A 24087-nucleotide genomic window follows, 5' to 3' on the forward strand; every position below is an offset into this window, starting at 1 on the left:
GTGATACATGTTGATGCATAGGCAAGGGCGCGCCGGCCATTGGCAAGAGCCGCTCATCAATCCGATCTTGCGTCAGGCGGCGGGCCTGGGCTTCCGGCTGCGGGTGAGAAAAGCGGCGGCCTTCTGGCTGCGCTCTCTGATCTTTCCGCGGCTGACGCTGCGCTGGTTCCGGTTTCTCTCGGCCTTCAGCGAATACCAGACGCGGGTGCCGCCGCATGACGATATCCTGCGCAAATCGCTCTCGACCTTTCTGGTCTACCGGATGCCGCGGCGCGAGAAGCTCGACCTGCTGATGCAGCATTTCGAAATCGCCGGCGAAATCCTGCGGCCGAAAGCACTGGACAAGCTCTGGCAGGGCGGCACAGTGAATGCGGGGACTGTGGCCGGGCGCGACCAAGCCTACCGGCTGGAGCTTTCGCTGGCGGAGAATTGCGGCTGCCGTCATGAAGGGGCGTTCTCGCTGTGCCTGAAGCGGTCCGAGGACGGCATGGCGCTCTGCATGGCGAGCTTCATCTTCACTCGGGCGGGCGGCGGCTCCTATAGCATCGTCATTGGCGGCATGCAGGGGCCGCGCGGAGAGGAGGCGAAGCGGGCGGTGATATCAGCCACGCGCGATCTCGGCGGCCTCAGGCCCAAGGATGCGGTGCTGTTGGCGCTCAGGGGCATGATGACGCGCAGCGCCGTATCCTACCTCATGGCGGTGTCCAATGCCCGTCACGCCATCAACCAGCGTGCGGCCAAACGGCGCTGCCGGATGCGCGCCGACCTCGACGGCTACTGGACCGAGCGGGGCGGGGTGCATTTTCCGCCCTTCGGCTTTCGCATTCCCTTCGAGCGCGCCGCGGAAGAGGGCACGGGAAGCCGGCGCGACGCCAGCAAGGCGGCCTGCATAAAGGCGGGCGCAAGCGTGCTGCGTCATTGACGGCAACAGCCATAAAACATACTGTGCAGCCATTGCGTTCGGTTCCTGAGGGCGGAAGCCCTAGGGATCAAAAGGGAATGCGACGGACGGACCCATGCCGGGCGTCCATATCGCAGCCGACCCCGCGACTGTAGAGCGGATAGGATCGATGCCATGCGCCGGGATAGCCCCCGGCCGGCCACTGGGAAACCGGGAAGGCGGCGCCGATCTTCTGACCCGCGAGCCAGGAGACCTGCCGGGCGCATGAGGGCAATGGTGCCCGCCACCCAAGGGGAGTTCATCCCCTTGATTCGGACGCATGATCTTTTCCGAAAAGTCTGCAACTTTTCGGGATCATGCTCCAGCGCCTGCACGGAGGTTGTCATGGCTGCACGTACTGAAATTTCCCAATCGCTTTCCCTGCCGCTCGCCACCCGGCTGACGACGGCTGCCGTCTCGCTCTTTCTCGGCGCTTTCCTCATCTATGGCGTCGGGCTCGCTCAGTCCGACACGCTGCACGATTCGGCGCACGACACGCGCCATTCGTATGGCTTTCCGTGCCATTGATGTGAAACTTAACGGGATCGAAGCCGCGCCGACTGGGCTTGCACTCATTCATAAATGAACAAATGCGGACGCCAGGCAGACCTCTCTGGGTTGCTGGAATTGCCCCTCACCCTTACCCTCTCCCCGCGCGCGGGGAGAGGGGGACACGGACGTTTTCGCCCCATTTTTTGCTAGGTGCAGGGGAAAAGGGAGAGGCGGCAGCGTTGACGCCTCCCTCTCCCCGTTCTTCACGGGGAGAGGGTAAGGGTGAGGGGCAATCCGGCCAGACAGGAGAGGGCGCTGTCCCGCCAATGTTCAATATGATTTGCAAGGCATCAGTCCCGCTTCAAAGGGGATCGCATGTATATCCGTTATCTCTTGGCCACGCTTGTTGCGGGGCTTTTCGCCGGGCTTCTCGTCACGCCCGCAATGTATCTGAAAACCGTTCCGCTGATCGTCAAGGCGGAGACCTATGAGGACGCCTCAGGCGGTCACCATCATGGGCCGGAGGCCGCGCCGCATGACCATTCCGACGCGGCGGAGGAAGGCGGGGCGGAGCTGCCGTTCGGACGCCTTGGCAACACCATTCTCGCCAATCTGGTGGCGGGCGCGGGCTTTGCGCTGGCGCTCGGCGGTGTGGCGCTGCTTCTGGGGCGGCGCATTACGGCGCGCAATGGCATTTATTGGGGGCTGGCGGGGTTCTTCGTCTTCGCCTTCGCGCCGTCGCTAGGCCTTGCGCCCGAACTGCCGGCGATGCCCGCCGCCGATCTGAGCGAGCGGCAATTGTGGTGGGTCGTGACGGTGCTCCTTTCCGCCATTGGGCTTTACCTCATCGTGCTGTGGCACGAGATCTGGGCGAGGGTGCTCGGCCTCGTCCTGATCGTGCTGCCGCATCTCTATGGCGCGCCGCATCCGGAAGACATTGCCTCGCCGGTTCCGGCGCTCATCGCCTCGCAATATGCGGTGGCGTCGCTGGCGACCAACCTTTTCATGTGGGCGGTGCTGGGGCTGGCGCTCGGCTGGCTGTTGCAGCGTTATGCGGCGGCGGAACTGGAAGGATAGGGCCTTCGATGGAAGCGCGAGGCAACCCCCCTCTGTCCTGCCGGACATCTCCCCCACAAGGGGGGAGATTGGCCTTCATCGATGACGGCGCTTTATCTTGCAACGCCAACAATTGGCGAACCCGTATATCACAGCCGATCTCCCCCCTTGTGGGGGAGATGCCCGCCCTTCGACTAAAGCTCAGGAGGGTAGAGGGGAGTGTCTTGGCGCCGCCGCTTCCTGCTGAAAGTGAAGGGCTCTAACCGATGCCCGGAACAACCATTTTCGTCCTCGGCGGGGCGCGCTCGGGCAAATCCGCTTTCGCTGAAAGCATGGTCGAACAATCCGGCCTCGCGGCGGTCTATATCGCCACGGGACAAGCCTATGACGACGAGATGCGGGAGCGGATTGCGCTGCATAGGGAGCGGCGCGGGGTGATCTGGTGCACGGTCGAGGAGCCGCTCGATCTCACCGGTGCGCTGCAAGCCCATGCGGGCGAGGGGCGGGCGGTGCTTGTGGATTGCCTGACGCTCTGGGTCACCAATCTCATGATGGCGGGGCGCGACCTTGCCGATGAAACCGCTCGGCTTGTTGCGGCTATTGCCGAACTTCCGGGTACGGTGCTGTTCGTCTCCAACGAGGTAGGCCTCGGCATCGTGCCTGATAACGCAATGGCGCGGGCGTTTCGCGACCATGCCGGACGGCTCAACCAGGCGGTCGCAGCGGCCTCCAGCGAAGTTTATTTCATAGCGGCGGGATTGCCGCTGAAACTGAAAGGGTAATTTCCCATGCAGGGACAAAAGATACCAGCAACCGTCATCACCGGCTTTCTGGGCTCTGGCAAGACGACGATGATCCGCAATCTGCTCGAGAACGCCAATGGCAAGCGCATCGCGCTCATCATCAACGAGTTCGGCGATCTGGGCGTCGATGGCGGCATTCTCAAGGGCTGCGGCATCGAGACGTGCCGCGAGGAGGATGTGATCGAGCTCAACAATGGCTGCATCTGCTGCACGGTGGCGGATGATTTCATCCCGACCATGACCAAGCTGCTCGACCGGCCTGACCGGCCGGACCATATCGTCATCGAAACATCGGGCCTTGCCCTGCCGCAGCCGCTTGTCGCCGCTTTCAACTGGCCGGAGATCAAGACGCAGGTGACGGTCGATGGCGTCATCACCGTCATCGACGCTGCCGCCGTCTCCGAGGGCCGCTTCGCCGACGATCACGACAAGGTGGATGCGCAGCGCGCCGAGGATGATGCGCTCGACCATGAAAGCCCGTTGGAAGAACTCTATGAGGACCAGATCCGCGCTGCCGATCTGATCGTGCTCAACAAGGCGGACCTCATTGATCTGGCGCAGCTTGAGAAGGTGCGCGAGGACGTCGCCGCCCGTGCCGCCCGCGTGCCGAACATGGTGCCTGCGAGCTTCGGCAAGCTCGGCGCGGATGTGCTGCTGGGCCTCGGCGTCGGCACGGAAGCCGATATAAACAACCGCAAGTCGCACCACGAGATGGAGCATGAGGCGGGCGAGGAGCACGATCATGACGAGTTCGAGAGCTTCGTCGTGGGGCTCGGTCCGGTGGCGGAGCCGAAGGCGTTTGTCGAGAAGCTGAAGAACGTGATCGCGGCGCATGACATTTTGCGGCTGAAGGGGTTTGTCGATGTGCCGGGCAAGCCGATGCGGTTGGTGGTGCAGGCGGTGGGCACGCGTATCGAGCATTATTTCGACCGGGCCTGGGGCGCGGACGAAGAGCGGGCCTCGCGGCTGGTGGTGATCGGGCTGCATGATATCGATGCGGCGGCGATTGAGCGGGCTGTGAAAGCTGCTGCGTAATTAGGACTTTATATGCTCGTCGATCTCACCCCCCTCTGTCCTGCCGGACATCTCCCCCTCAAGGGGGGAGATTACGCCTTCATCAACGCTTGGCGCCAATCTCAAACATCACAGGATGAGGGCGGCGCTTCGTGTCAGCCAATCTCCCCCCTTGAGGGGGAGATGCCCGGCAGGGCAGAGGGGGGTGTTTCGGTAAAGCCATGGCAACAGAAGGAGAGGCCTCAATGCATCTTCTTCTAGCCCAGAAAGGAACCATCGCCGAAGGCGGCGAGGCGATCGATCTTGGTCAGTCGCCGGGCGATATGCTGTTCCTTTCAGCGGCGGATACGGAATTGGCGAGCCTGGCTGCGGCCCATGCGTCCACGAGCGGCTTGACGCTGCGGCTTGCCAGCATCATGGCGCTGTCGCATCCGATGTCTGTCGATACATACATTGAGCGTACCGCGCGGTACGCCCGCCTTATCGTCGTGCGGGTCATCGGCGGGGAGAGCTATTGGCCCTATGGGCTGGAGGCGCTGCACGCCTGTGCGGTGACGCATGGCATCAAGCTTGCCGTGCTGCCGGGCGACGACAAGCCGGATGCGGGGCTGCATCGGTTCTCCACCGTCGCGCCTGACGATCGCGATGCGCTCTGGCATTATCTGATCGAGGGCGGGGCGCAGAACGCGCGGGGATTTCTGGATTATTGCGCGGCGCTGCTGGGGCGTGGCGAGAAGCCGGCGGAGGCTGCGCCGTTGCTCAAGGCCGGGATATGGTGGCCGGGGCGGGGTGTGGTTTCGGTGGAGGAGGTGAGAGGGCAGTGGGCTGCAACACCCCCCTCTGTCCTGCCGGACATCTCCCCCACAAGGGGGGAGATCGGCCTTCATCTGGGTTCACGTCAATCCCAAACGTTGAAGGACGAGAGCCAAGAGCCCTCCCAGCCAATCTCCCCCCTTGTGGGGGAGATGCCCGGCAGGGCAGAGGGGGGTGATAATGGCGCTATCGTTGCAATTTGTTTTTACAGAGCCCTCGTCCAGAGCGGGCAGACCAAGGGCGTCGAGGCGCTGGTGGAGGCGCTGGCGGACAAGGGGCTAAACCCGCTGCCGGTGTTCGTGTCGAGCCTCAAGGACCCGGTATCAGTGGCGACACTGGATTCGGTGTTTGCCGGGATGCCGCCCGATGTGGTCCTGAACGCCACCGGCTTTGCGGTTTCCGCGCCCGGTATGGACCGCGAGCCGACGGTGCTGGAAAAGCGCGGCGCTGTCGTGCTGCAGACGATTTTCTCCGGTTCGGCGGCAGAAGCGTGGGAAGCCTCGCCGCAGGGGCTCTCCGCCCGCGACCTCGCCATGAATGTGGCGCTGCCGGAGGTGGATGGCCGCGTGCTGTCGCGCGCCGTTTCGTTCAAGTCGGCGCGGCATTATGACGAGGCGGTCGAGGCCAATATCGTCACCCATGAGCCGCGCGGAGATCGGGTGGTATTTGTGGCTGAGCTTGCCGCTCGCTGGGCGCGGCTCAGGCGCAAGGCGGCGGGGGAACGGCGGGTCGCCATCGTCATGGCGAATTACCCCAACCGCGACGGGCGGCTCGGTAATGGCGTCGGGCTCGACACCCCGGCGGGGACAATGGAAGCGCTCAAGGCGATGCGGGCGGCGGGCTATCCCGTGGCCGATCTGCCCGATAGCGGCGATGCGCTGATCAACCATCTCATGGCCGGGCCGACCAATGCGGCGACGGATGGCCGCGAAATCCGCGAAACGCTTTCCCTGAATCAATATAAGCACTTCCTAGGAAAGCTTCCTCTAAAGATTCAGGATGAAGTGACCGCGCGGTGGGGGCAGCCTGAGGCCGATCCGTTCTTCCTTGAGCGTATTGGCGGCTTCGCGCTGCCGCTGGCGCGGTTCGGCGAGACGCTGGTCGGCATCCAGCCGGCGCGCGGCTACAATATCGATCACAAGGACAGCTATCACTCGCCCGATCTCGTCCCGCCGCATGGCTATCTTGCTTTCTACGCCTATTTGCGCGAGGCGTATGGCTCGGACGCCATCGTGCATATGGGCAAGCATGGCAATCTCGAATGGCTGCCGGGCAAGGCGCTGGCGCTGTCAGAGACCTGCTACCCGGAGGCGGTGCTGGGCGCGGTGCCGCATGTCTATCCCTTCATCGTCAACGATCCCGGTGAGGGCACGCAGGCCAAGCGCCGCTCCGCCGCCGTGATCATCGACCATCTGACGCCGCCGCTGACCCGGGCGGAAAGCTACGGGCCTCTCAAGGACCTCGAAGCGCTGGTGGACGAATATTACGAGGCGTCCGGTGTCGATCCGCGGCGGCTGCGGCGGCTGAAAGGGCAGATATTGGATTTAGTCCGCGATATCGGTCTCGATCATGATGCGGGGATTCACGATCACGACGGCGAGGATTTGGCGCTGCAAAAGCTCGACGCCTATTTGTGTGACCTGAAGGAAATGCAGATCCGCGATGGGCTGCATGTGTTCGGGCAGTCTCCGGAAGGGCGGCTGCTGACGGATTTGCTCGTGGCGCTGGCGCGGGTGCCGCGCGGTACGCTGAACGATGCGGACATGAGTTTGCAGCGGGCGATTGCGCGGGATGCGGGGATTGCTGTGAGCGCTGGGGATAGCCCCTCACCCTTACCCTCTCCCCGTGACTTACGGGGAGAGGGGGACGTGAACGTTTTTGCCCCGCCTTTCAGCCAGGTGCAGGGGGAAGAGGGAGTGGCTGCAACGTCCATGCCACCCTCTCCCCGCGCGCGGGGAGAGGGTAAGGGTGAGGGGCATTCCACGACCTTCGACCCCCTCGATTGCAACATGGCCGCCCCATGGACCGGGCCCAAGCCGCAAATCCTGCAAGCCGTCTCATCCGACCCATGGCGCATCACCGGCGATACGGTGGAGCGGATCGAACTTCTGGCTGCCAAGCTGGCGGCGGGCGAAGTGGCCTGTCCGGAAAACTGGACTGCCACGCGCGCGGTGCTTGATGGTATCGCCTCCCATTTGCGGCCCGTGGTGGAAGCCTGCGGAAAGGCGGAGATGGACGCATTCCTCACCGCGCTCGATGGCCGTTTCGTCGCGCCCGGCCCGTCAGGCGCGCCGACGCGCGGGCGGCCGGATGTGCTGCCGACGGGGCGCAATTTCTTTTCCATCGACAGCCGCGCCGTGCCGACACCGGCGGCGTGGGAGTTGGGCAAGAAATCGGCGGAACTGCTGATCACCCGTTACACGCAGGATCATGGCGAATGGCCGACCTCGTTCGGGCTCACCGCCTGGGGAACGTCCAATATGCGCACTGGCGGCGACGATATCGCGCAGGCGCTGGCGCTGATCGGCGTCAAGCCGGTGTGGGACATGGCCTCGCGCCGGGTCACCGGCTATGAGATCGTGCCGCCGGCGATGCTGGGGCGTCCGCGCGTGGATGTGACGCTGCGCATATCCGGCTTCTTCCGCGATGCGTTCCCGGACCAGATCGCGCTGTTCGATCAAGCCGTGCGGGCGGTTGGTGCGCTCGGTGAAGACGAGGAGGATAACCCCATCGCCGCGCGGATGCGGCGCGAGGAGACGCGGCTCAGGGCGGAGGGCGAGGATGAGAAGGCGGCGCGGCGCAAGGCCGGTTATCGCGTGTTCGGCTCCAAGCCCGGCGCTTATGGCGCGGGCCTGCAAGCGCTGATGGACGAGAATGGCTGGCGGGAGCGGAGCGACCTTGCCGAGGCATGGCTCGTCTGGGGCGGCTATGCCTATGGCGCGGGCGAGGAGGGCAAGGCCGAGCGCGGGATGCTTGAGGAGCGGATGAAATCGGTCGAGGCGGTGGTCCAGAACCAGGACAATCGCGAGCACGACCTTCTCGATTCCGACGATTACTACCAATTCGAGGGGGGCATGGCCGTCGCCGTCGAACATCTCACGGCCAAACGTCCGGTGATATACCACAACGACCATTCGCGCCCGGAGCGGCCGGTGATCCGTACGCTGGAGGAGGAGGTAGGCCGGGTGGTGCGGGCGCGCGTCGTCAATCCGAAGTGGATCGCCGGGGTGATGCGGCACGGCTACAAGGGCGCGTTCGAGATGGCTGCGACGGTGGATTACCTCTATGCCTTCGCCGCGACGACCGGGGCGGTCAAAAACCATCATTTCGAGGCCGTCTACCAGTCCTTGCTGGCCGACAACGACGTGCGCGAATTCCTTGAGGAGAAGAACCCGGCGGCGCTGGCCGAAATGGCGGAAAAGCTGTTGCAGGCGATCGACCGCGGATTGTGGGCGCCGCGTTCGAACTCCGCTCGTTTCGATTTAAGTGAAATAGCGAATTCTAATAAAATGAGTCAGGGAGCGATGCCAAATGGCTGAAAAATCAGAAAAACTGCTGGGCTTGAGCGAAGAGGAACTGAACCTTCGCCATGCCGATAAGATGAAGAAGAAGAAGGCCGCGCGGGACAAGATCCTCGCCACCAAGACGGATGAGAAGGGCCTGACGATCGTCCATACCGGCAAGGGCAAGGGCAAATCGACCGCCGGTTTCGGCATGGTTTTCCGCGCGCTCGGCCATGGCATGAAGATCGGCGTGGTGCAGTTCGTCAAGGGTTCCTGGGAGACGGGCGAGCGCTCGGTGCTGGAGAAATTCCCTGAGCTCGTGACGATTTCCGCCATGGGCGAAGGCTTCACCTGGGAAACGCAGGACCGCGCCCGCGACATCGCCATGGCGCGCGATGCGTGGGAGCAGGCGAAGAAAATGATTCTCGACGAGGAGCACGACATGGTGCTCTGCGACGAGCTGAATATCGTATTACGATATGATTATCTGCCGGTGGAGGAAGTGATCGAGGTGCTGAAGGAGAAGCCCTTCATGAAGCATGTGATCATCACCGGGCGCAACGCCAAGGACGAACTGATCGAGTTCGCCGATCTCGTGACGGAGATGGAGATGATCAAGCATCCCTTCCGCTCGGGCGTAAAGGCGCAGAAGGGGATTGAGTTCTAGAAAAAGAGCGGGCGGCGCGAGCCGCCCGCATTCGGTATCAAACGCCCTTGAACAGGCAGCCGGCGGCGAGAACGATATAGGCCACCAGCAGGATCCAGAACGAGGCGAGCGGAATGAACGAGAACACTCCGTAGAAGGCCAGCAGCGCCAGGATGGCGATGATGAGGCTGAGGAAGAAGATGATCTGCGTAGGCGCGGTGAGATTCATGACGGTCCCCTCCAGGGAAAATATTCCAAGTGGATAAACAGTAACCAGCCAGATAAACCCCTCTTAGCCGGTTACATAAAAGTGATCGCAAAACAGTAGACACGTACAAAAACAACCGATTCGCAATGCGAAGTTTAGCAGAAACAGTATTGGGCCGAAATGACCCCTGATATGTCAAAAAGAAATGGCGGGACGACGCCGTTTCTGGCGCTGGGCATTGGGTGCGAACGCGGTGCGGACAGCGCGGAAATGATCGCGCTGGCGGAGCGGGCCTTGCGGGAGTCTGGCTTTGACCGCGATGCACTCGGCGGCATTTTCTCGCTGGACAGAAAGCGGGACGAGCCTGCGATCCGCGCGCTGGCGGAGCATTTCGGATGCGAGATCGTGTTTTTCGATGCCGCGCGGCTGGAGGAGGAGACGCCTCGGCTCATCAATCCCTCCGAGGCGGTGTATCGGGCGGTGGGCTGTCATGGAGTGGCGGAAAGCGCGGCGCTGGCGGGCGCGGGGGGCGGCGCCAGGCTGATCGTGCCGAAGATGCGGGGGAAGGGCGTGACGGTGGCGGTGGCTTTGGCGGGATGATAATGTTTGCAGGTTTGGCGCTGTAGCACCGCACCCCCCTCTGTCCTGCCGGACATCTCCCCCACAAGGGGGGAGATTGGCTGGGAGTTCCGCTTTCGCTAATCGCCGACGTTGGAGAATTGAGGGCCAACCTTGATGAAGGCCAATCTCCCCTCTTGTGGGGGAGATGCCCGGCAGGGCAGAGGGGGGTGTTTGGCGCAACGTATGATCAATAGGAATTCCCACTCATGACCATCCATTTCATCGGAGCCGGCCCTGGCGCGCCAGACCTCATCACCGTCAGGGGCCTGCGGCTGATCGAGCGATGCCCGGTGTGCCTTTATGCCGGGTCGCTGGTGCCGCGGGAGGTGGTGGCGGCCGCGCCGGACCATGCGCGGGTGGTCGATACCTCCAGCCTGACGCTCGACGAGATTATCGCGGAACTGGAGGCGGCGCACAAAGCGGGGCACGATGTGGCGCGGGTGCATTCGGGCGATCCGTCGATCTATGGCGCGATTGCCGAGCAGATGCGGCGGCTGGATGAACTGGGCATTCCCTACGACGTGACCCCCGGCGTGCCCGCCTTCGCCGCCGCCGCCGCCGCGCTGAAACAGGAACTGACGATACCGGAAGTCAACCAGACGGTGATCCTGACGCGCACCTCGATGAAATCCTCAGGCATGCCCGAGGGCGAGGATCTGGCGACGCTGGGCAAATCGGGCGCGACGCTGGTGATCCATCTTTCGATCCGCAACCTCACCTATATAGAGCGCGAACTGACCCCGCTTTATGGGGAAGATTGCCCTGTCATCATCGCCTATCGTGTCGGCTGGCCGGATGAGCAGTTCATCAGGGGGACGCTGCGGGATATTGCGGAGAAGGTGGAGGCGGCGAAGCTCAGCCGCACGGCGATGATTTTTGTGGGGCGGGGACTCGATCCGCAAAATTTCCGGGATTCAGCGCTTTATCATAGGGATCATGTGCACTCGCTACGGGGTTCGTAGCACCCTTTGTCATGCGCCATGGCGACCCCCTTCACCCTCGCCCTCCAACAAACCCAGGGCACCTCAGGAGAGGTTGCTGGAATGTCGCGGATAGCCCCTCACCCTTACCCTCTCCCCGTGAATTACGGGGAGAGGGGGACATGGACGTTTTCGCTTGTTCCTTTCCGCCAGGTGCAGGGGATAAGGAAGGCGCGGCAGCGCGAATGTCCCCCTCGCCCCGCGTGCGGGGAGAGGGTAAGGGTGAGGGGCTATCCACGGCAAACTGACTTGATGAGGGTGAAGGGGCGCTGACGCTTAAGGAACCCTCATGGTGAGGTGCGAATGGAGCGCAGCGGAATTCGCCTCGAACCACGAGGGCGCTGGGCACCGATAAACGCCAGCACCGCCTCCACATCGCCCACCGCATTCGCGAAATTTTGCGGGGGGCGGGCGATGAGGATGACGGGGATGTGTAATGCCCGCGCAGCCTCCAGCTTCGCATAGGCGGCGCTGCCACCGGAATTGCGGCAGACGATATGGGTGATCCGCCGGTCCTGCAGGAAGGCGGTTTCGTCCTCGACATTGCCGGGGCGGGCGAGGACCAGTTCATGGGAGGCGAGCGCGAGCGGCGCCTCCGGAGGGTCGATCATGCGCACGACGAAATGCACGTCGGGCCGTGTCGCGAAGCCGGCGATGTGCTGGCGGCCGAGGGCGAGGAGAACGCGACTGGCTTTATTTGGGCGCAAGCCCGGACGGAAAACCGCTTCACACTTTTCCTGGGCTTGCTTTGCCGGGATGGCGGCGGCGGCTTCGTCCAGCGAGGAGACTTCATGCCAGTCGTCGCCTTGGGTTTTCTGCCATGCCGGGCGCTCGAGGCGGATGATGGGGCGTCCGGTTAGTTCGGCTGCCTTCGCGGCATTGGGAGAAATGCGTGTGGCGAAGGGGTGGGTGGCGTCCACGATGATGTCGATGCCCTCCGCTTCGATGTAACGGGCAAGCCCCTCCACACCGCCGAACCCGCCGCTGCGCACCTCGCCGTCGAGCTTCGCCGGATCACGCGTGCGACCGGCGAGGGAGGTGATGATTCGGAATGGCAGGGGGGCGAGGCGTTTTGCCAGTTCCGCCGCTTCGGTGGTGCCGCCGAGGATGAGGATGGTGGGGGGCATGTCCTACATAAGAAACGCTGGCGGGACAGCGCCCCCCTCTGTCCTGCCGGACATCTCCCCCGCAAGGGGGGAGATTGCGCCTTCATAGATGCTCGGTGCCAATTGTAAACGTTGCAGAATGGACGGTGATCGTCGTGCCAGCCAATCTCCCCCCTTGCGGGGGAGATGCCCGGCAGGGCAGAGGGGGGCGCTGTCCCGCCGAGTTCTCCATGTCATCATGGAATGCTTTTTCCGCTCAAACCCGCGCAAGCACCTTCCCCTTCCGGTCCGTCACAATGATCTCCACTTCCACCGGCGCTCCCCGCAAAACTTCCAGCGCCGTATTGCGCGCGCCGACCGCTATCGGGCGCGCGAGGTCGAAACCCAAGCCTTGAGTCATTTCAAGCACTTCCAGCGCGCTGTTGGCAGAAAGAATCCGCTCTTTCATGTCAGCGGGCACGCCGATCTTTTCCGCCTCCGTCCAGAGGAAGCCCATGTCCACCTGACTGCGGGAGGAATGCAGATCCAGCGCGCCTTGGGCGAGCTTGGTCAGCTTGGCGAAGCCCCCGGCGATGGTGAGGCGGTCGATGGGGTGGGCGCGGAGATATTTGAGCAATCCACCGGCGAAGTCGCCCATGTCGAGGAGCGCGAAGTCGGGCAGGTTGTAGATTTTCTGCGCCGCGTCCTCGGAGGTGGAGCCGGTCGCGCCCAGCACATGCTTTTGTCCGGCGGCGCGGGCGACATCGATGCCGCGATGGATGGAATGTATCCATGAGGAGCAGGAGAAGGGGTGGACCACGCCCGTGGTGCCGAGAATGGAGATGCCGCCGATAATGCCTAAGCGCGGGTTCCAGGTCTTTTTGGCGATTTCCTCACCGCCGGGCACCGAGATTGTAATCATCAGATCGGCGGGGAGGCCATATTCGGCGCAGATTTCCTCGCAGACGGCCTGCATCATGGCGCGGGGCACCGGATTGATCGCCGCCTCGCCGGGCGGGATCGGCAGACCGGGGCGGGTGACGGTGCCGACGCCTTCGCCCGCGGCAAAGAGGATGCCGCTTCCGGGCGGGGCGGGGAAGACGGTGGAGATTATGGTCGCGCCGTGGGTGACATCGGGGTCGTCGCCCGCGTCCTTGACGATGCCGGCCATGGCATAGCTGTCGCCAAGGCTTTCGATGGCGAGCGCGAAATAGGGCACTTCGCCCTTGGGCAGGATGATGCCGACGGGATCGGGAAACTCACCGGTGATGAGCGCCGTCAAAGCCGCCTTGGTCGCGGCAGTGGCGCAGGCGCCGGTGGTCCAGCCGCGCCGCAGGGCTTTTTCATCGCCGGTTTTTCTTGTTCCGGCATCTGGTTCGTCGTTCATAGAGGCTTTATAGAGCGAATGGGGAATAGTGAGTAGGGAATAGTGAGATAGTGAGTAGGGAAAAAGCCTACTAACTCACTGTTCACTACCTCACTATCTCACTTGGGCATCGGGAGACGCTGTATGATCGCAACGAGGACGCGCATGGGCCTGCCAATCTTCGAGCCGGGCCATGTCTGGCTGGTCGGCGCGGGGCCGGGCGATCCGGGCTTGCTCACGCTCCATGCCGTCAATGGGCTCGAGCAGGCGGATGTGATCGTCTATGACGCGCTTGTCGATGCGCAGTGCCTGGCGCTGGCGCGGGAGGGCGCGGTGCTGGAATATGCGGGCAAGCGCGGCGGCAAGCCTTCGCCGAAGCAGCGCGACATCTCCTTGCGGCTGGTGGAGCTGGCGCGGGCGGGCAAGCGAGTGCTGCGGCTCAAGGGCGGCGACCCGTTCATCTTCGGGCGCGGCGGGGAGGAAGCGCTGACGCTGGTGGAAAACGGAATCCCGTTCCGGATCGTACCCGGCGTTACCGCCGGCATTGGCGGGCTGGCCTATGCGGGCATTCCGGCGACGATGCGCGAGATCAATCACAGCGTTACCTTCCTTACCGGCCATGACGCGACCGGTGTCGTTCCCGACACGATCGACTGGGAGGCGACGGCCAAGGGCTCCCCCGTTATCGTCATGTATATGGCGATGAAGCATATCGCCCTCATCACGCAGCGGCTGATCGATGCAGGCCGTTCGCCCGACGAGCCGACCGCCTTCATCTGCAACGCCACCATGGCGAACCAGCGGGTCCTGGTGACAACGCTCGCGCGCGCGGAAAGCGACGTGGCGGAGGCCGGGCTGGAACCGCCGGCGGTCGTCGTCATTGGTGAAGTGGTAAGGTTACGCGAAACGCTCGACTGGATGGGGGCGGCAAGCGGCCTTATCTCTTCTATCCCCACTGGTGAAATGGAACAGACAGGCAAATGAAGGGATTTCTGATCGCCGCGCCGTCCTCGGGTTCGGGCAAGACGACGGTGACGCTCGGGCTGTTGCGCGCGCTGAAAGAACGGGATGTGGCGCTTGCGCCCGCCAAGGCCGGGCCTGACTATATCGATCCGGCCTTTCATGCGGCGGCGAGCGGCGCGCCGTGCTTCAACCTCGATCCCTGGGCAATGCGGCCTGATCTTTTAAGCGCGCTCGCCTCGCGCATGACGCAGGGCGACAAGTTGCTCGTCGCGGAGGCGATGATGGGGCTGTTCGACGGGGCCGTCGACGGGACGGGCTCGGCGGCGGACCTTGCCGTGCATCTGGGCTTACCGGTGATTCTGGTGGTGGATTGCAGCCGCCAGTCGCAATCGGTGGCGGCGCTGGTCAAAGGATTTCGCGATTTCCGGCCGAATATCCTCATCGCAGGGCTGGTGCTGAACCGCGTCGGCAGCGCGCGGCACGAGGCGATGCTGCGGGCGGCGCTGGAGCCCTTGGGCATCTGCGTGCTGGGCGTGATCCCGCGTGATGAGAAGCTGGCTTTGCCGGAGCGGCATCTGGGCCTCGTGCAGGCGGGCGAGCATGGCGATCTCGAAGCCTTCATCGCCCATGCGGGCCGCGTGATGGGCGAGCGGCTGGATTTGAAACATATCGAAGACATTGCGCGGCAGGCTCATACGGACCCTGCGCCCGCCAATGTGCCGCGGCTGCCGCCCTTGGGGCAGAACGCAATGACCTTATCCGAAAAGTCTGCAACTTTTCCGGATCATGCTCCGGGCCAGCACATCGCGGTGGCGCGCGACGATGCCTTCGCCTTTTCCTATACGCATATTCTCGACGGCTGGCGCAGGCGCGGGGCTGCCTTGAGTTTCTTCTCGCCGCTCGCCGATGAAGCGCCTGACATTCAGGCGGATGCGATCTACCTGCCGGGCGGCTATCCGGAACTGCATGGCGGCCGGCTTGCTGCAGCAAGGACCTTCCGTGAGGGGCTGCGGCAGGCGGCGGCCAAGGGCATTGCCATCTATGGCGAGTGCGGCGGCTATATGGTGCTGGGCGAAGGGCTGGAGGACGCAGAAGGGCGGCGGCACGAAATGCTGGGCCTTTTGCCTGTCGAGACGAGCTTTGCCCGCCGCAAGCTGCATCTGGGCTACCGCAAGCTGACGCCGCTTGCCGGCTCGCCCTGGCAGGTGCCGCTGCGCGGCCATGAGTTCCATTATGCCAGCATCGTGCGGGAGGGGGCGGCGCAGCGCCTGTTCCGGGTTGCCGATGCGCTGGACGAGGATCTGGGCGAGGCGGGACTGCGCGTCGGCTCCGTGGCCGGCTCCTACATGCATGTGATCGACATGGCCGGAGACGGCCTATGACCATCGAGCATGGCGGGGCGCTCGACCGGGCGATTGCGCGCTTCGGCGGCGCGCGGGAAGACTGGCTCGACCTTTCCACCGGCATCAATCCGGAGGCATTCCCCCTGCCTGACATCGCGCCCGATATCTGGAACAGGCTTCCGGATGAGTGGCTTTTGACCCGGGCGCTCGCGGCGGCGCGGGGCTATTATCGCACGGCTGACGGTGCTGCGATCATCGCCGCGCCAGGCACGCAGGCGCTGATCCAGATCGTGCCGGAACTGGTTTCGCCCGGCGAAGTCGCCATCCTGTCGCCGACCTATCAGGAGCACCACGCCGCCTTCGTGCGGGCGGGGTGGGCGGTGGTGCCTTGCGCGGATATTGGTTCCGTTCCGGCGACGGCGAAGGCCGCCGTGGTGGTCAATCCGAACAATCCCGATGGCCGTGTCGTACCAGTCGGTGAATTGCTGGCGCTGGCGGAGCGGCTGGGGCGGCGCGGCGGGTTTCTGGTGGTGGACGAGGCGTTTGCCGATGCGCATCCGGAGGTGAGCGTTGCGGGGGCGGCGGGGAAGGATAACCTTATCGTGCTGAAATCCTTCGGGAAATTCTTCGGCCTTGCCGGGTTGCGGCTGGGTTTTGCGGTGTCCAGCGCGGGCATTGCGCGGAAATTGGCTGAACGGCTCGGGCCATGGGCGGTTTCCGGCCCGGCGCTGGCGATTGCCGTTCATGCGTTTCAGGCTGGCCCGGTTCTGGGCGCGTTTCGGGAGCGTATTTTTGTCCGCCGCGCCGGGCTGTCTAATGTTCTTCAGCAGGCAGGCGTGGAAGAGCTCGGCGGGACGGCGCTGTTTGCGCTCATTCGGCATCCACACGCCCATGCGCTGCACGAGCATCTCTGCCGGCGGCATATCCTGACGCGCAAATTCGATTATGCGCCGGACTGGCTGCGCATCGGACTTATCCTCGATGAGTCACAGTTGCGCCGACTTGAAGACACATTGCGGGATGCATAAGCCCTGCTTGCATATTGTTGCCACATTGGTCCGGTTCTTGGGGTAAGCCCATGGAAATAAAGCTGATTATCCTGTTTCTCGCGCTTGTTCTCGACCGCTTTCTGGGTGATCCCGAATGGCTGTGGCGCAAGGTGCCGCATCCGGTCGTTCTCTTCGGCAACGCCATCTCCTTCATCGACAAGCGCTATAATGATGCCCGCCAGAGCGAGGCAGAGCGGGAGAGGCTCGGCATCTGGACGATCGTCGCGCTGCTCTTGGCGGCGGTGGTGGCGGGGATGCTGCTGCAGACCTTCCTCCGGCAACTCTCCTGGCTGGGCGCGCTCATCGAAATTGCGCTGGTGGCGATCCTGCTGGCGCAGAAGAGCCTTGCCGACCATGTGTCGCGCGTCGCCACCGCCTTGCGCGAGGAGGGGCTGGATGGAGGCCGCCGCGCCGTCGCGATGATCGTCGGGCGCGACCCGCAATCGCTCGATCAGGCCGGAGTGAGCCGCGCCGCTGTCGAGAGCCTTGCCGAGAACAGTTCGGACGGGATCATCGCGCCGGCCTTCTGGTATCTGCTGCTCGGCCTGCCGGGGCTGTTCGCCTATAAGCTACTCAACACGGCGGATTCGATGATTGGTCATCTCAACCCGCGCTATCGTGCGTTCGGGCGGTTCGCGGCGCAGCTCGATGATGCGGCGAACTGGATACCAGCACGGCTCACCGGCTGCCTGATCGCGCTCGTCGCATCGATCCATGGCGGGCGCGGCGCGGCGCGACGTTCGTTCGGGGTGATGATGCGCGACGCCCGCCTGCACCGCTCGCCCAATGCGGGATGGCCGGAGGCGGCCTATGCCGGGGCGCTGGATGTGGCGCTGGCCGGGCCGCGTGTTTATGGAGGGGAGATCGTCAATGAGCCGATGGTGAATGGGGCAGGGCGGCATGATCTGGGGGCGGAGGATATCGGGGCGGCGCTGAAACTGTTCTGGGTATCGATGACGGTGTTTGCCGGTATCGTGCTGGTGCTCGGGGTGGCGGGGTTGGTGTTTTAGGGCGTTTCGCTTTCAAATGTCGGCGGGACAGTAACCCCCCTCTGCCCTGCCGGGCATCTCCCCCACAAGGGGGGAGATTGGCCTTCATCGATGACGGCATACAATCGCCGACGTTCGTTGATTGGCGAAAGCAGGACTCACAGCCAATCTCCCCCCTTGTGGGGGAGATGTCCGGCAGGACAGAGGGGGGTGTCATAGGGCACTGACGTCTCACATCATTTTTTCGGGTCCAGCGCATCCCTCAGCCCGTCGCCCAGCAGATTGAGCCCCAGCACCGTCACGACAATGGCAAGGCCCGGAAACAGCGCCATGTGCGGCGCGATGCCGATCATGGTTTGCGCTTCGAACAGCATGCGGCCCCAGCTTGGGTTCGGCGGCGGTGCGCCCAGCCCCAGATAGGAGAGGCCGGCTTCGGCGAGGATGCCGAGCGCGAACTGGATGGTTGCCTGGACGATCAGCAGGCTCGCGATGTTGGGCAGGATGTGGTGAAGCGTGATGCCGCCGAGGCTTTTGCCGAGCGCCTTCGCCGCGAGAATGAACTCGCGTTGCATTACGGCCAACGCGCCGCCGCGCGCCACCCTGGCGAATACCGGAATGTTGAAGATGCCGATGGCTAGGATTGCGTTGAATGCGCCGGGCCCGAAGATCGCGGTAATCATGATGGCGGTGATGAGGGCGGGGAAGGCGAAGACAAGATCGTTGAGGCGCATCAGCATTTCATCGAGCCAGCCGCCGCGCGCCGCCGCGAAAAGGCCGAGCGGGATGCCAAGTCCGGCACCGATGCCAACAGCCACTAACGCCACGGCGATGGAATTGCGGCTGCCCGCCATGATCATGGAGAGGAGGTCGCGCCCGAAATGGTCAGTGCCAAGCCAATGAGCCGCTGAGGGTCCTTGCAGCTTGGCGGCGATGTCGATGGCCGTCGGGTCATAGGGCGTCCATATCAGGGAGATTATCGCCATGGCGGCGATGGCAACCGTGATAGCGAGGCCGATGAGCAGGGAGCGGGTCATCTTCTGTCTCTCAGACGCGGATCGGCCAGTGCATAGGCGAGATCCACGATCAGGTTGACGAGGATGATGGCGGCAACCAGCACCATGATGACGCCCTCGACGACGATCAGGTCGCGCTGGGTGATGGCCTGGAAGATCAGCCGCCCAAGGCCGGGAAGGTAGAAGACGTTCTCGATAATGATAGTGCCCGCCAGCAGGAAGGAGAATTGCAGGCCCATGATTGTCAGGACCGGGATCAGGGCGTTGGGCATGGCATGGCGGCAGAGGATGGCCCATTGTCCCAGCCCCTTGGCGCGGGCGGTGCGGATATAGTCTTCCGAAAGAGTTTCGATAAGGGCCGAGCGGGTGACGCGGGCGAGGATGGCCGCTTGCGGCAGGGCGAGGGCGATGGCCGGGAGGATCAGCGCCTTCAGGGCCGGGCCGATGCCAGCGCTCCAGCCTGGAAAACCGCCTGCAGGCACGAGGCGCAGGCTGACGGCGAAAACATAGACGAGCAACAGCGCGAACCAGAAATTCGGGATGGCGACGCCGAGCTGGCTGACGCCCATGATCGTCATATCCGACGCGCGGCCATAGCGATTGGCGGCATAGAGGCCGACCGGGATGGCGATGGCTGTGGAGAGGGCGATCGCCATCAGGGCGAGGGGGAGCGATACGGCGATGCGCTCGGCGATGAGCTGGCCGACCGGCACGGCGTAGGTGTAGGAGCGGCCGAAATCGCCTGAGAGCATGTGCCCGGCCCAGGTGAGATAGCGCAGGACGAGCGGCTGGTTGAGCCCCAGCTGCTCACGCAGCGCCGCCACCGCATCCTCGCTCGCGCCGATCCCCAGCATCAGCCGCGCCGGGTCGCCGGGGAGGATTTCCAGGACGGCGAAGACGACGACGGAGGCGACGGCGAGGGTGGCGAAGGAGATGGCGAGGCGTTTCAGGAGGTGGGGGAGCATGGGATGCCTCCTGCAGCCGTTTCTCTTTTAAAGGAGCTGCTCAGATGTCCTTTCAAGACTGTCGTGGTGGTGGAGAGGTAGAGGAATGGATCCCAGTGACAAGCACTGGGATGACGGTAGATTGGCTGTTGCAGGCAATGTTCGACAGTCCCGTCGGCAAGACGGTCTTTCTTCGTACAACGCTGTACCAACCCCGTCATCCCAGTGCTTGTCACTGGGATCCATTCCTCTACGGTGGCCCAATCGCCACGCCACGAACTAAGCCTATTCCCCTTCACTCCGCCCACTTCACCGCCGTCAAATCATTCGCCGGGATGGGGTAGTTCTTCCACATGCCCTCAAGCTTCGCGTCCCATATGCCGATTTTCGGGAACTGCATCAGGAACGCCACCGGTGCGTCATCCGCGAGAATCTTCTGCGCCTTTCCATAAAGCGCGTTGCGTTCCGGCCCCGCCTCGGTCGCCGCAATCTCGGTCATCAGCGCCTTGAAGGCCGGGCTGCGGTAGTTGAAGTAGTAATCGTCGCGGGCGAAAATGTTGAGGTCGTTCGGCTCGGTGTGGGAGATGATGGTGAGGTCGTAATCCTTGCCCTTGAATACCTGATCGAGCCATTGCGCCCATTCGATGGGGATGATCTCAGCCTCGATGCCGACCACCTGCAATTGCGCCGCGATAATCTCGCCGCCGCGCCGGGCATAGACCGGGGGCGGGAGTTTCAGCGTCGTCTTGAAACCGTCCGGAAAGCCGGCCTCGGCGAGAAGCTTCTTCGCCAGGTCGGGATCGTATTTCCGCTCGCCGGTCAGGTCGACATAGGCCGGATGGTGCGGCGGGAAGAAGGAGCCGATGGCCGTGCCGAAGCCGAACATCGCGCCGTCGATCACCGCCTTGCGGTCGATGGCGTGGGCGATGGCCTGGCGTACCATGGGGTTGTCGAGGGGCGGGCGGGCATTGTTCTCAGCCATGATGATCTCGCCCTCGGTGGTGCCGATTTCCACCTTGAAGCGCGGATCGGCTTCGAATTGCGGCACGGCTTCCGGGGCGGGGAAGGACGGGAACGCCTGCACGTCACCGGCCAGCAGGGCGGCAGTTGCGGCGGCGGGGTCGGGGATGAAGCGGAAGGTCGCCTTGTCGAGCGCGGGTTTCGCGCCCCAGTAATCCGCGTTGCGGGTGAGGGTGATTTGCGATCCCTTGGCCCAATTCTCAAACTTGAACGGGCCGGTGCCGATGGGCTTTTCCTTGTTGGTGGCGGCGCTCTCGGGGGCAACGATCACCGCATCGCCCCAGCCCATATTATAAAGGAAATCGCCGGAAGGCTCCCTAAGCGTGACCTTCACGGTAGCGGGGTCTATGACTTCTACCTTGTCGATGGCGGCGAACAGGCCCTTTTGGGCATTTGTGGAATCCGGCGCGCGGGCGCGGTCGAGCGAGAATTTCACATCGCCTGCGTCGAAGTCAGTGCCGTCATGGAATTTGACATTCCGGTGCAGATGGAAAGTGTAGGTCTTCCGGTCGGGCGAGATGTCCCAGCTCTCGGCCAGCGCAGGCGCAACCGCGCCATCCGGGCCAATGCGGGTGAGCCCTTCGAAGACATTGGCGTAAAGGATTTCGTCGATAGCCCCGGCGGCGCTCGCGGTTGGGTCGAGATGCGGCGGCTCCAGCACCATAGCCAGCGTCAGGTCGGAGCGGGCGGCAGCGGTTGCGCTCGACAGGAGAAACGCGGCCAGCGCGAGAAACGCATATTTGCGGGTGGTTGCTGATATCATGATGGCTGCTCCCCCTATAGAATATTTAAACGGAACCAACTGTGCGCCCTTCACCCTCGTGGTTCGAGGCTCGCTACGCTCACACCTCACCATGAGGGTGAAGGGACCGCAACGTTGCAGTAGCCCTCATCCTGAGGTGCGACCCTGAGCCTGCCGAAGGGGAGCCTCGAAGGGCGAGGGCGCTTGGCTATTCCGTCACAACAAGAACCGCGCTGGATTGCGCGCAGCCTTACACGAGGGGGGAGATTGGCTCAACCCTCGCGCCTATCCCCAGCGCTTGTGGAACCACATCCACTGGCCGGGATATTCGCGCACCCAGCCTTCCACCGTATCGTTCAGCAATTGCGCGGTGGCTTCGACGTCGATCTGGCCCTTTTCGTCGCGGGGCAGTTCCATGCGTTCGTGAAGCTCAAGCCGGTAGCGTCCGCCGGGGAGCCGGATGCAGCGGGCGGGGTAGACGTCGCAATCGAACTGCCGGGCGAGCTTGGCGAGAAGCGGATTGGTCCGCACCGGACGGCCAAAGAAGGTGGAGGGCACGCCGCGGCGGAATTTCTGATCCACCAGCATGCCGACATTGCCGCCATCGCCGAGCCCATGGGCGAGGGACCAGGCGGCACCCGCCTTTGATGGCACCAGATGGCCCATATTGGTGCGCCGCGCCTGCAAGACCTTCTTCGCGATGAAGGGATTGTTGGGCGGGCGGAAGAGGGCGGTGACGTTGAGGCCGAAGGTCGCGGCGCAGACGGGCAGCAATTCGAAATTGCCGGTGTGGGCGGTGAAAAAGATGTGCGGCTTCTTCTCGTCGCGCAGACGCTCGAATATTTCCCGGCCCTGGACTTCGATCAGGCCCGGCTCGGTGGCGTCGGGATCGTAGTCGAAAACCGCGTCGAGGAAGATATATTCGGCAAAAAGCCGCGCCATGCCGTCCCACATGTCGCGGGCGATGGCCTCGATCTCGGCGGGTGTCTTTTCAGGATAGGCGTTTTTCAGATTCTCGACCGCCACGCGATGGCGCGGCACGTAAGGGCCGAGCAGCCGGCCCGTTCTGGCGGCGAACTCGATGGCGCTGCGGGCGGGCAGAAGGCGCAGCAGGCCAAGCACGGCAAACACCGCCTGCGCCCATAGCCAGTAATTGGCAAGCCGCAGCTTCTGCCAGTAGCGCCAGAGGATGAGTTTGAGCTTTAGCATGGGGTGCGCGTTTTCTGTCGTTGGCGCTCACCCCCCTCTGCCCTGCCGGGCATCTCCCCCACAAGGGGGGAGATTACGCCTTCATGAACGCGCGTCACCAATCGCAAACGTCGCAAGGGGAGAGCAGCGGGCCATGTCAGCCAATCTCCCCCCTTGTGGGGGAGATGCCCGGCAGGGCAGAGGGGGGTGTTCAACGCTTGACGCAAACCGAAAAGCCCCACTCAATCCACACGCAAAATAATCTTGCCGAACACATCCCGGCCTTCCATGCGCTTCAGCGCCGTGTCGATGTCGTCGAAGCCGACGACCGTATCGATTACCGGATGCACAATGCCGCGCGCCATTTTTTGCATGGCGTCTGCCATGTTTTCCATGCGGCAGCCGAAGGAGCCGAGCAGTTTCAGCTGCTGCTGGAAGAGCATCATCAGGTTCATATTGGTGGAGACGCCCGAGGTCGAGCCGCAGGTGACGAGGCGGCCGCCGCGTTTAAGGCTCAGCATGGAGCCGGCCCAGGTGTCCGCGCCGACATGCTCGAATACCACGTCGACGCCCTTCTTCTTCGTCAGCTTGCGAACGACGCCTTCGAAGCGGTCCTCGCGATAGTTGATGACGTGATCCGCGCCGAGCGCCTTGGCCTTCTCGATCTTGTCGTCGGAGCCGACCGTGGTGATGACCGTGCAGCCCATCTTCTTGGCAAGCTGGATCGCCGCCGTGCCGATGCCGGAGCCGCCGGCCTGGATGAGGATCGTTTCGCCGGGCTCCAGCTTGGCATTGTCGAACAGCATGTGTTCGACCGTGCCGAAGGTTACGGGCGCAACCGCCGCGCCGATCTCATCGACGCCGGGAGGGGCGGGGACGAGCAGGCGGGCGGGGAGATTGACCTTCTCCTGCGCGAAGCCGTCGAGATGGAAGCCGTGGACGCCGGAGACGTGCTCGCAGAGATTGTCGCGGCCTTCGCGGCAGGGGCGGCAGAGGCCGCAGGTCTGCGCGCCGTAGATCGACACCAGCTGGCCGGGACGGATGCCCGCCACGTTGGGACCGATGGATTCCACCACGCCGGAGGCTTCCGCGCCGATCACCAGCGGCATCTTGCGCTTGGCGAAAGCCATGCCGCGCCAGCCCCAGACATCGATATGATTGAGCGCCACCGCCTTGATGCGCACCGTCACCTCGCCAATGCCGGGGGCGGGGGGCGGGGCGATATCGGTCAGTTCCAGACGGCGGTCTTCGATGAGTTGTAATGCGCGCATGAGTCTTTCTTCATTTGAGAAGGGAGTAGGGGGCATGT

General features: G+C 63.6%; 21 protein-coding genes and 1 riboswitch. Of the genes, 13 read left to right on the forward strand and 8 right to left on the reverse strand.

Annotated features, from left to right (window positions below; all coding sequences use genetic code 11):
• Nucleotides 1–13 precede the first annotated feature (13 nt).
• The 7 genes from IEX53_RS04450 (at nucleotide 14) to cobO (ending at nucleotide 9288) form a co-directional block, all read left to right on the forward strand.
• Nucleotides 14–922: a DUF535 family protein gene (locus IEX53_RS04450; protein ID WP_236016039.1), complete on the forward strand. Its 909-nt coding sequence runs from the start codon at nucleotides 14–16 to the stop codon at nucleotides 920–922.
• Nucleotides 923–944: 22 nt separating this feature from the next.
• Nucleotides 945–1176: riboswitch (cobalamin riboswitch) on the forward strand.
• Nucleotides 1177–1285: 109 nt separating this feature from the next.
• Nucleotides 1286–1468 (forward strand): CbtB domain-containing protein, encoded by a 183-nt coding sequence (locus IEX53_RS04455; RefSeq protein WP_188821881.1) that lies wholly within the window; start codon nucleotides 1286–1288, stop codon nucleotides 1466–1468.
• 339 nt (nucleotides 1469–1807) lie between these two features.
• A complete protein-coding gene (locus IEX53_RS04460; protein ID WP_188821883.1) occupies nucleotides 1808–2509 on the forward strand; it encodes a CbtA family protein in 702 nt (233 codons plus the stop codon).
• Between the two features lie 245 nt (nucleotides 2510–2754).
• The gene (gene cobU, locus IEX53_RS04465) at nucleotides 2755–3270 is read left to right on the forward strand and encodes a bifunctional adenosylcobinamide kinase/adenosylcobinamide-phosphate guanylyltransferase (protein WP_188821885.1); all 516 of its coding nucleotides are present in this window, start codon (nucleotides 2755–2757) and stop codon (nucleotides 3268–3270) included.
• 6 nt (nucleotides 3271–3276) lie between these two features.
• On the forward strand, nucleotides 3277–4326 hold the full coding sequence (cobW, locus tag IEX53_RS04470; RefSeq protein WP_188821887.1) for a cobalamin biosynthesis protein CobW: 1050 nt from the start codon (nucleotides 3277–3279) through the stop codon (nucleotides 4324–4326).
• 224 nt (nucleotides 4327–4550) lie between these two features.
• A complete protein-coding gene (gene cobN, locus IEX53_RS04475) occupies nucleotides 4551–8657 on the forward strand; it encodes a cobaltochelatase subunit CobN (RefSeq protein WP_188821888.1) in 4107 nt (1368 codons plus the stop codon).
• Nucleotides 8650–9288: a cob(I)yrinic acid a,c-diamide adenosyltransferase gene (cobO, locus tag IEX53_RS04480; RefSeq protein ID WP_183430368.1), complete on the forward strand. Its 639-nt coding sequence runs from the start codon at nucleotides 8650–8652 to the stop codon at nucleotides 9286–9288. Before cobN ends, cobO begins: the two co-directional genes overlap by 8 nt.
• A gap of 37 nt (nucleotides 9289–9325) precedes the next feature.
• Here the strand turns inward: cobO and IEX53_RS04485 are convergent, their stop codons facing one another.
• On the reverse strand, nucleotides 9326–9496 hold the full coding sequence (locus tag IEX53_RS04485; protein WP_188821890.1) for a hypothetical protein: 171 nt from the start codon (nucleotides 9494–9496) through the stop codon (nucleotides 9326–9328).
• 171 nt (nucleotides 9497–9667) lie between these two features.
• Here IEX53_RS04485 and IEX53_RS04490 point away from each other — a divergent pair, with 171 nt between their 5' ends.
• Together IEX53_RS04490 and cobM are read left to right on the forward strand one after the other, a co-directional pair.
• Complete coding sequence (locus tag IEX53_RS04490; RefSeq protein ID WP_188821892.1) at nucleotides 9668–10075, forward strand: cobalamin biosynthesis protein; 408 nt, start codon at nucleotides 9668–9670, stop codon at nucleotides 10073–10075.
• Nucleotides 10076–10302: 227 nt separating this feature from the next.
• Nucleotides 10303–11058, forward strand: a complete 756-nt coding sequence (cobM, locus tag IEX53_RS04495) for a precorrin-4 C(11)-methyltransferase (RefSeq protein ID WP_188821894.1) — start codon at nucleotides 10303–10305, stop codon at nucleotides 11056–11058.
• A gap of 305 nt (nucleotides 11059–11363) precedes the next feature.
• Here the strand turns inward: cobM and IEX53_RS04500 are convergent, their stop codons facing one another.
• Nucleotides 11364–12203, reverse strand: a complete 840-nt coding sequence (locus IEX53_RS04500; protein WP_188821896.1) for a cobalt-precorrin-6A reductase — start codon at nucleotides 12201–12203, stop codon at nucleotides 11364–11366.
• Between the two features lie 235 nt (nucleotides 12204–12438).
• Nucleotides 12439–13548 carry a cobalt-precorrin-5B (C(1))-methyltransferase gene (locus IEX53_RS04505; protein WP_188821898.1) on the reverse strand — a complete coding sequence of 370 codons (1110 nt, stop codon included), beginning with the start codon at nucleotides 13546–13548 and terminating at the stop codon, nucleotides 12439–12441.
• Nucleotides 13549–13671: 123 nt separating this feature from the next.
• Here IEX53_RS04505 and cobA point away from each other — a divergent pair, with 123 nt between their 5' ends.
• Genes cobA through cbiB form a run of 4 tightly spaced genes read left to right on the forward strand, consistent with a single transcriptional unit; the run spans nucleotide 13672 to nucleotide 17892 of the window.
• A complete protein-coding gene (gene cobA, locus IEX53_RS04510; protein WP_188821900.1) occupies nucleotides 13672–14511 on the forward strand; it encodes a uroporphyrinogen-III C-methyltransferase in 840 nt (279 codons plus the stop codon).
• Nucleotides 14508–15872, forward strand: coding sequence for a cobyrinic acid a,c-diamide synthase CobB (locus IEX53_RS04515; protein WP_188821902.1), 1365 nt, complete (start codon nucleotides 14508–14510; stop codon nucleotides 15870–15872). The genes cobA and IEX53_RS04515 overlap by 4 nt, the downstream gene beginning before the upstream one ends.
• On the forward strand, nucleotides 15869–16861 hold the full coding sequence (gene cobD / locus IEX53_RS04520; protein ID WP_188821904.1) for a threonine-phosphate decarboxylase CobD: 993 nt from the start codon (nucleotides 15869–15871) through the stop codon (nucleotides 16859–16861). Before IEX53_RS04515 ends, cobD begins: the two co-directional genes overlap by 4 nt.
• A gap of 50 nt (nucleotides 16862–16911) precedes the next feature.
• The gene (gene cbiB, locus IEX53_RS04525) at nucleotides 16912–17892 is read left to right on the forward strand and encodes an adenosylcobinamide-phosphate synthase CbiB (protein WP_188821906.1); all 981 of its coding nucleotides are present in this window, start codon (nucleotides 16912–16914) and stop codon (nucleotides 17890–17892) included.
• Between the two features lie 215 nt (nucleotides 17893–18107).
• Here cbiB and IEX53_RS04530 read toward each other — a convergent pair whose 3' ends face one another.
• The 5 genes from IEX53_RS04530 to IEX53_RS04550 all read right to left on the reverse strand — a co-directional run bounded on the left by IEX53_RS04530 (nucleotide 18108) and on the right by IEX53_RS04550 (nucleotide 24049).
• Nucleotides 18108–18905 carry an ABC transporter permease gene (locus IEX53_RS04530; protein WP_188821908.1) on the reverse strand — a complete coding sequence of 266 codons (798 nt, stop codon included), beginning with the start codon at nucleotides 18903–18905 and terminating at the stop codon, nucleotides 18108–18110.
• Nucleotides 18902–19849, reverse strand: coding sequence for an ABC transporter permease (locus IEX53_RS04535; RefSeq protein ID WP_188821910.1), 948 nt, complete (start codon nucleotides 19847–19849; stop codon nucleotides 18902–18904). The genes IEX53_RS04530 and IEX53_RS04535 overlap by 4 nt, the downstream gene beginning before the upstream one ends.
• 274 nt (nucleotides 19850–20123) lie before the next feature.
• The gene (locus IEX53_RS04540; RefSeq protein WP_188821912.1) at nucleotides 20124–21611 is read right to left on the reverse strand and encodes an ABC transporter substrate-binding protein; all 1488 of its coding nucleotides are present in this window, start codon (nucleotides 21609–21611) and stop codon (nucleotides 20124–20126) included.
• A 264-nt stretch (nucleotides 21612–21875) separates the two neighbouring features.
• Nucleotides 21876–22799, reverse strand: a complete 924-nt coding sequence (locus tag IEX53_RS04545) for a lipid A biosynthesis lauroyl acyltransferase (RefSeq protein ID WP_188821915.1) — start codon at nucleotides 22797–22799, stop codon at nucleotides 21876–21878.
• Between the two features lie 221 nt (nucleotides 22800–23020).
• Nucleotides 23021–24049: a zinc-binding dehydrogenase gene (locus tag IEX53_RS04550; protein ID WP_188821917.1), complete on the reverse strand. Its 1029-nt coding sequence runs from the start codon at nucleotides 24047–24049 to the stop codon at nucleotides 23021–23023.
• Between the last annotated feature and the right edge of the window lie 38 nt (nucleotides 24050–24087).

Origin of the sequence: Paramesorhizobium endophyticum, assembly GCF_014640615.1 — a bacterium.
GTDB classification, from domain to species: Bacteria; Pseudomonadota; Alphaproteobacteria; order Rhizobiales; family Rhizobiaceae; genus Paramesorhizobium; species Paramesorhizobium endophyticum.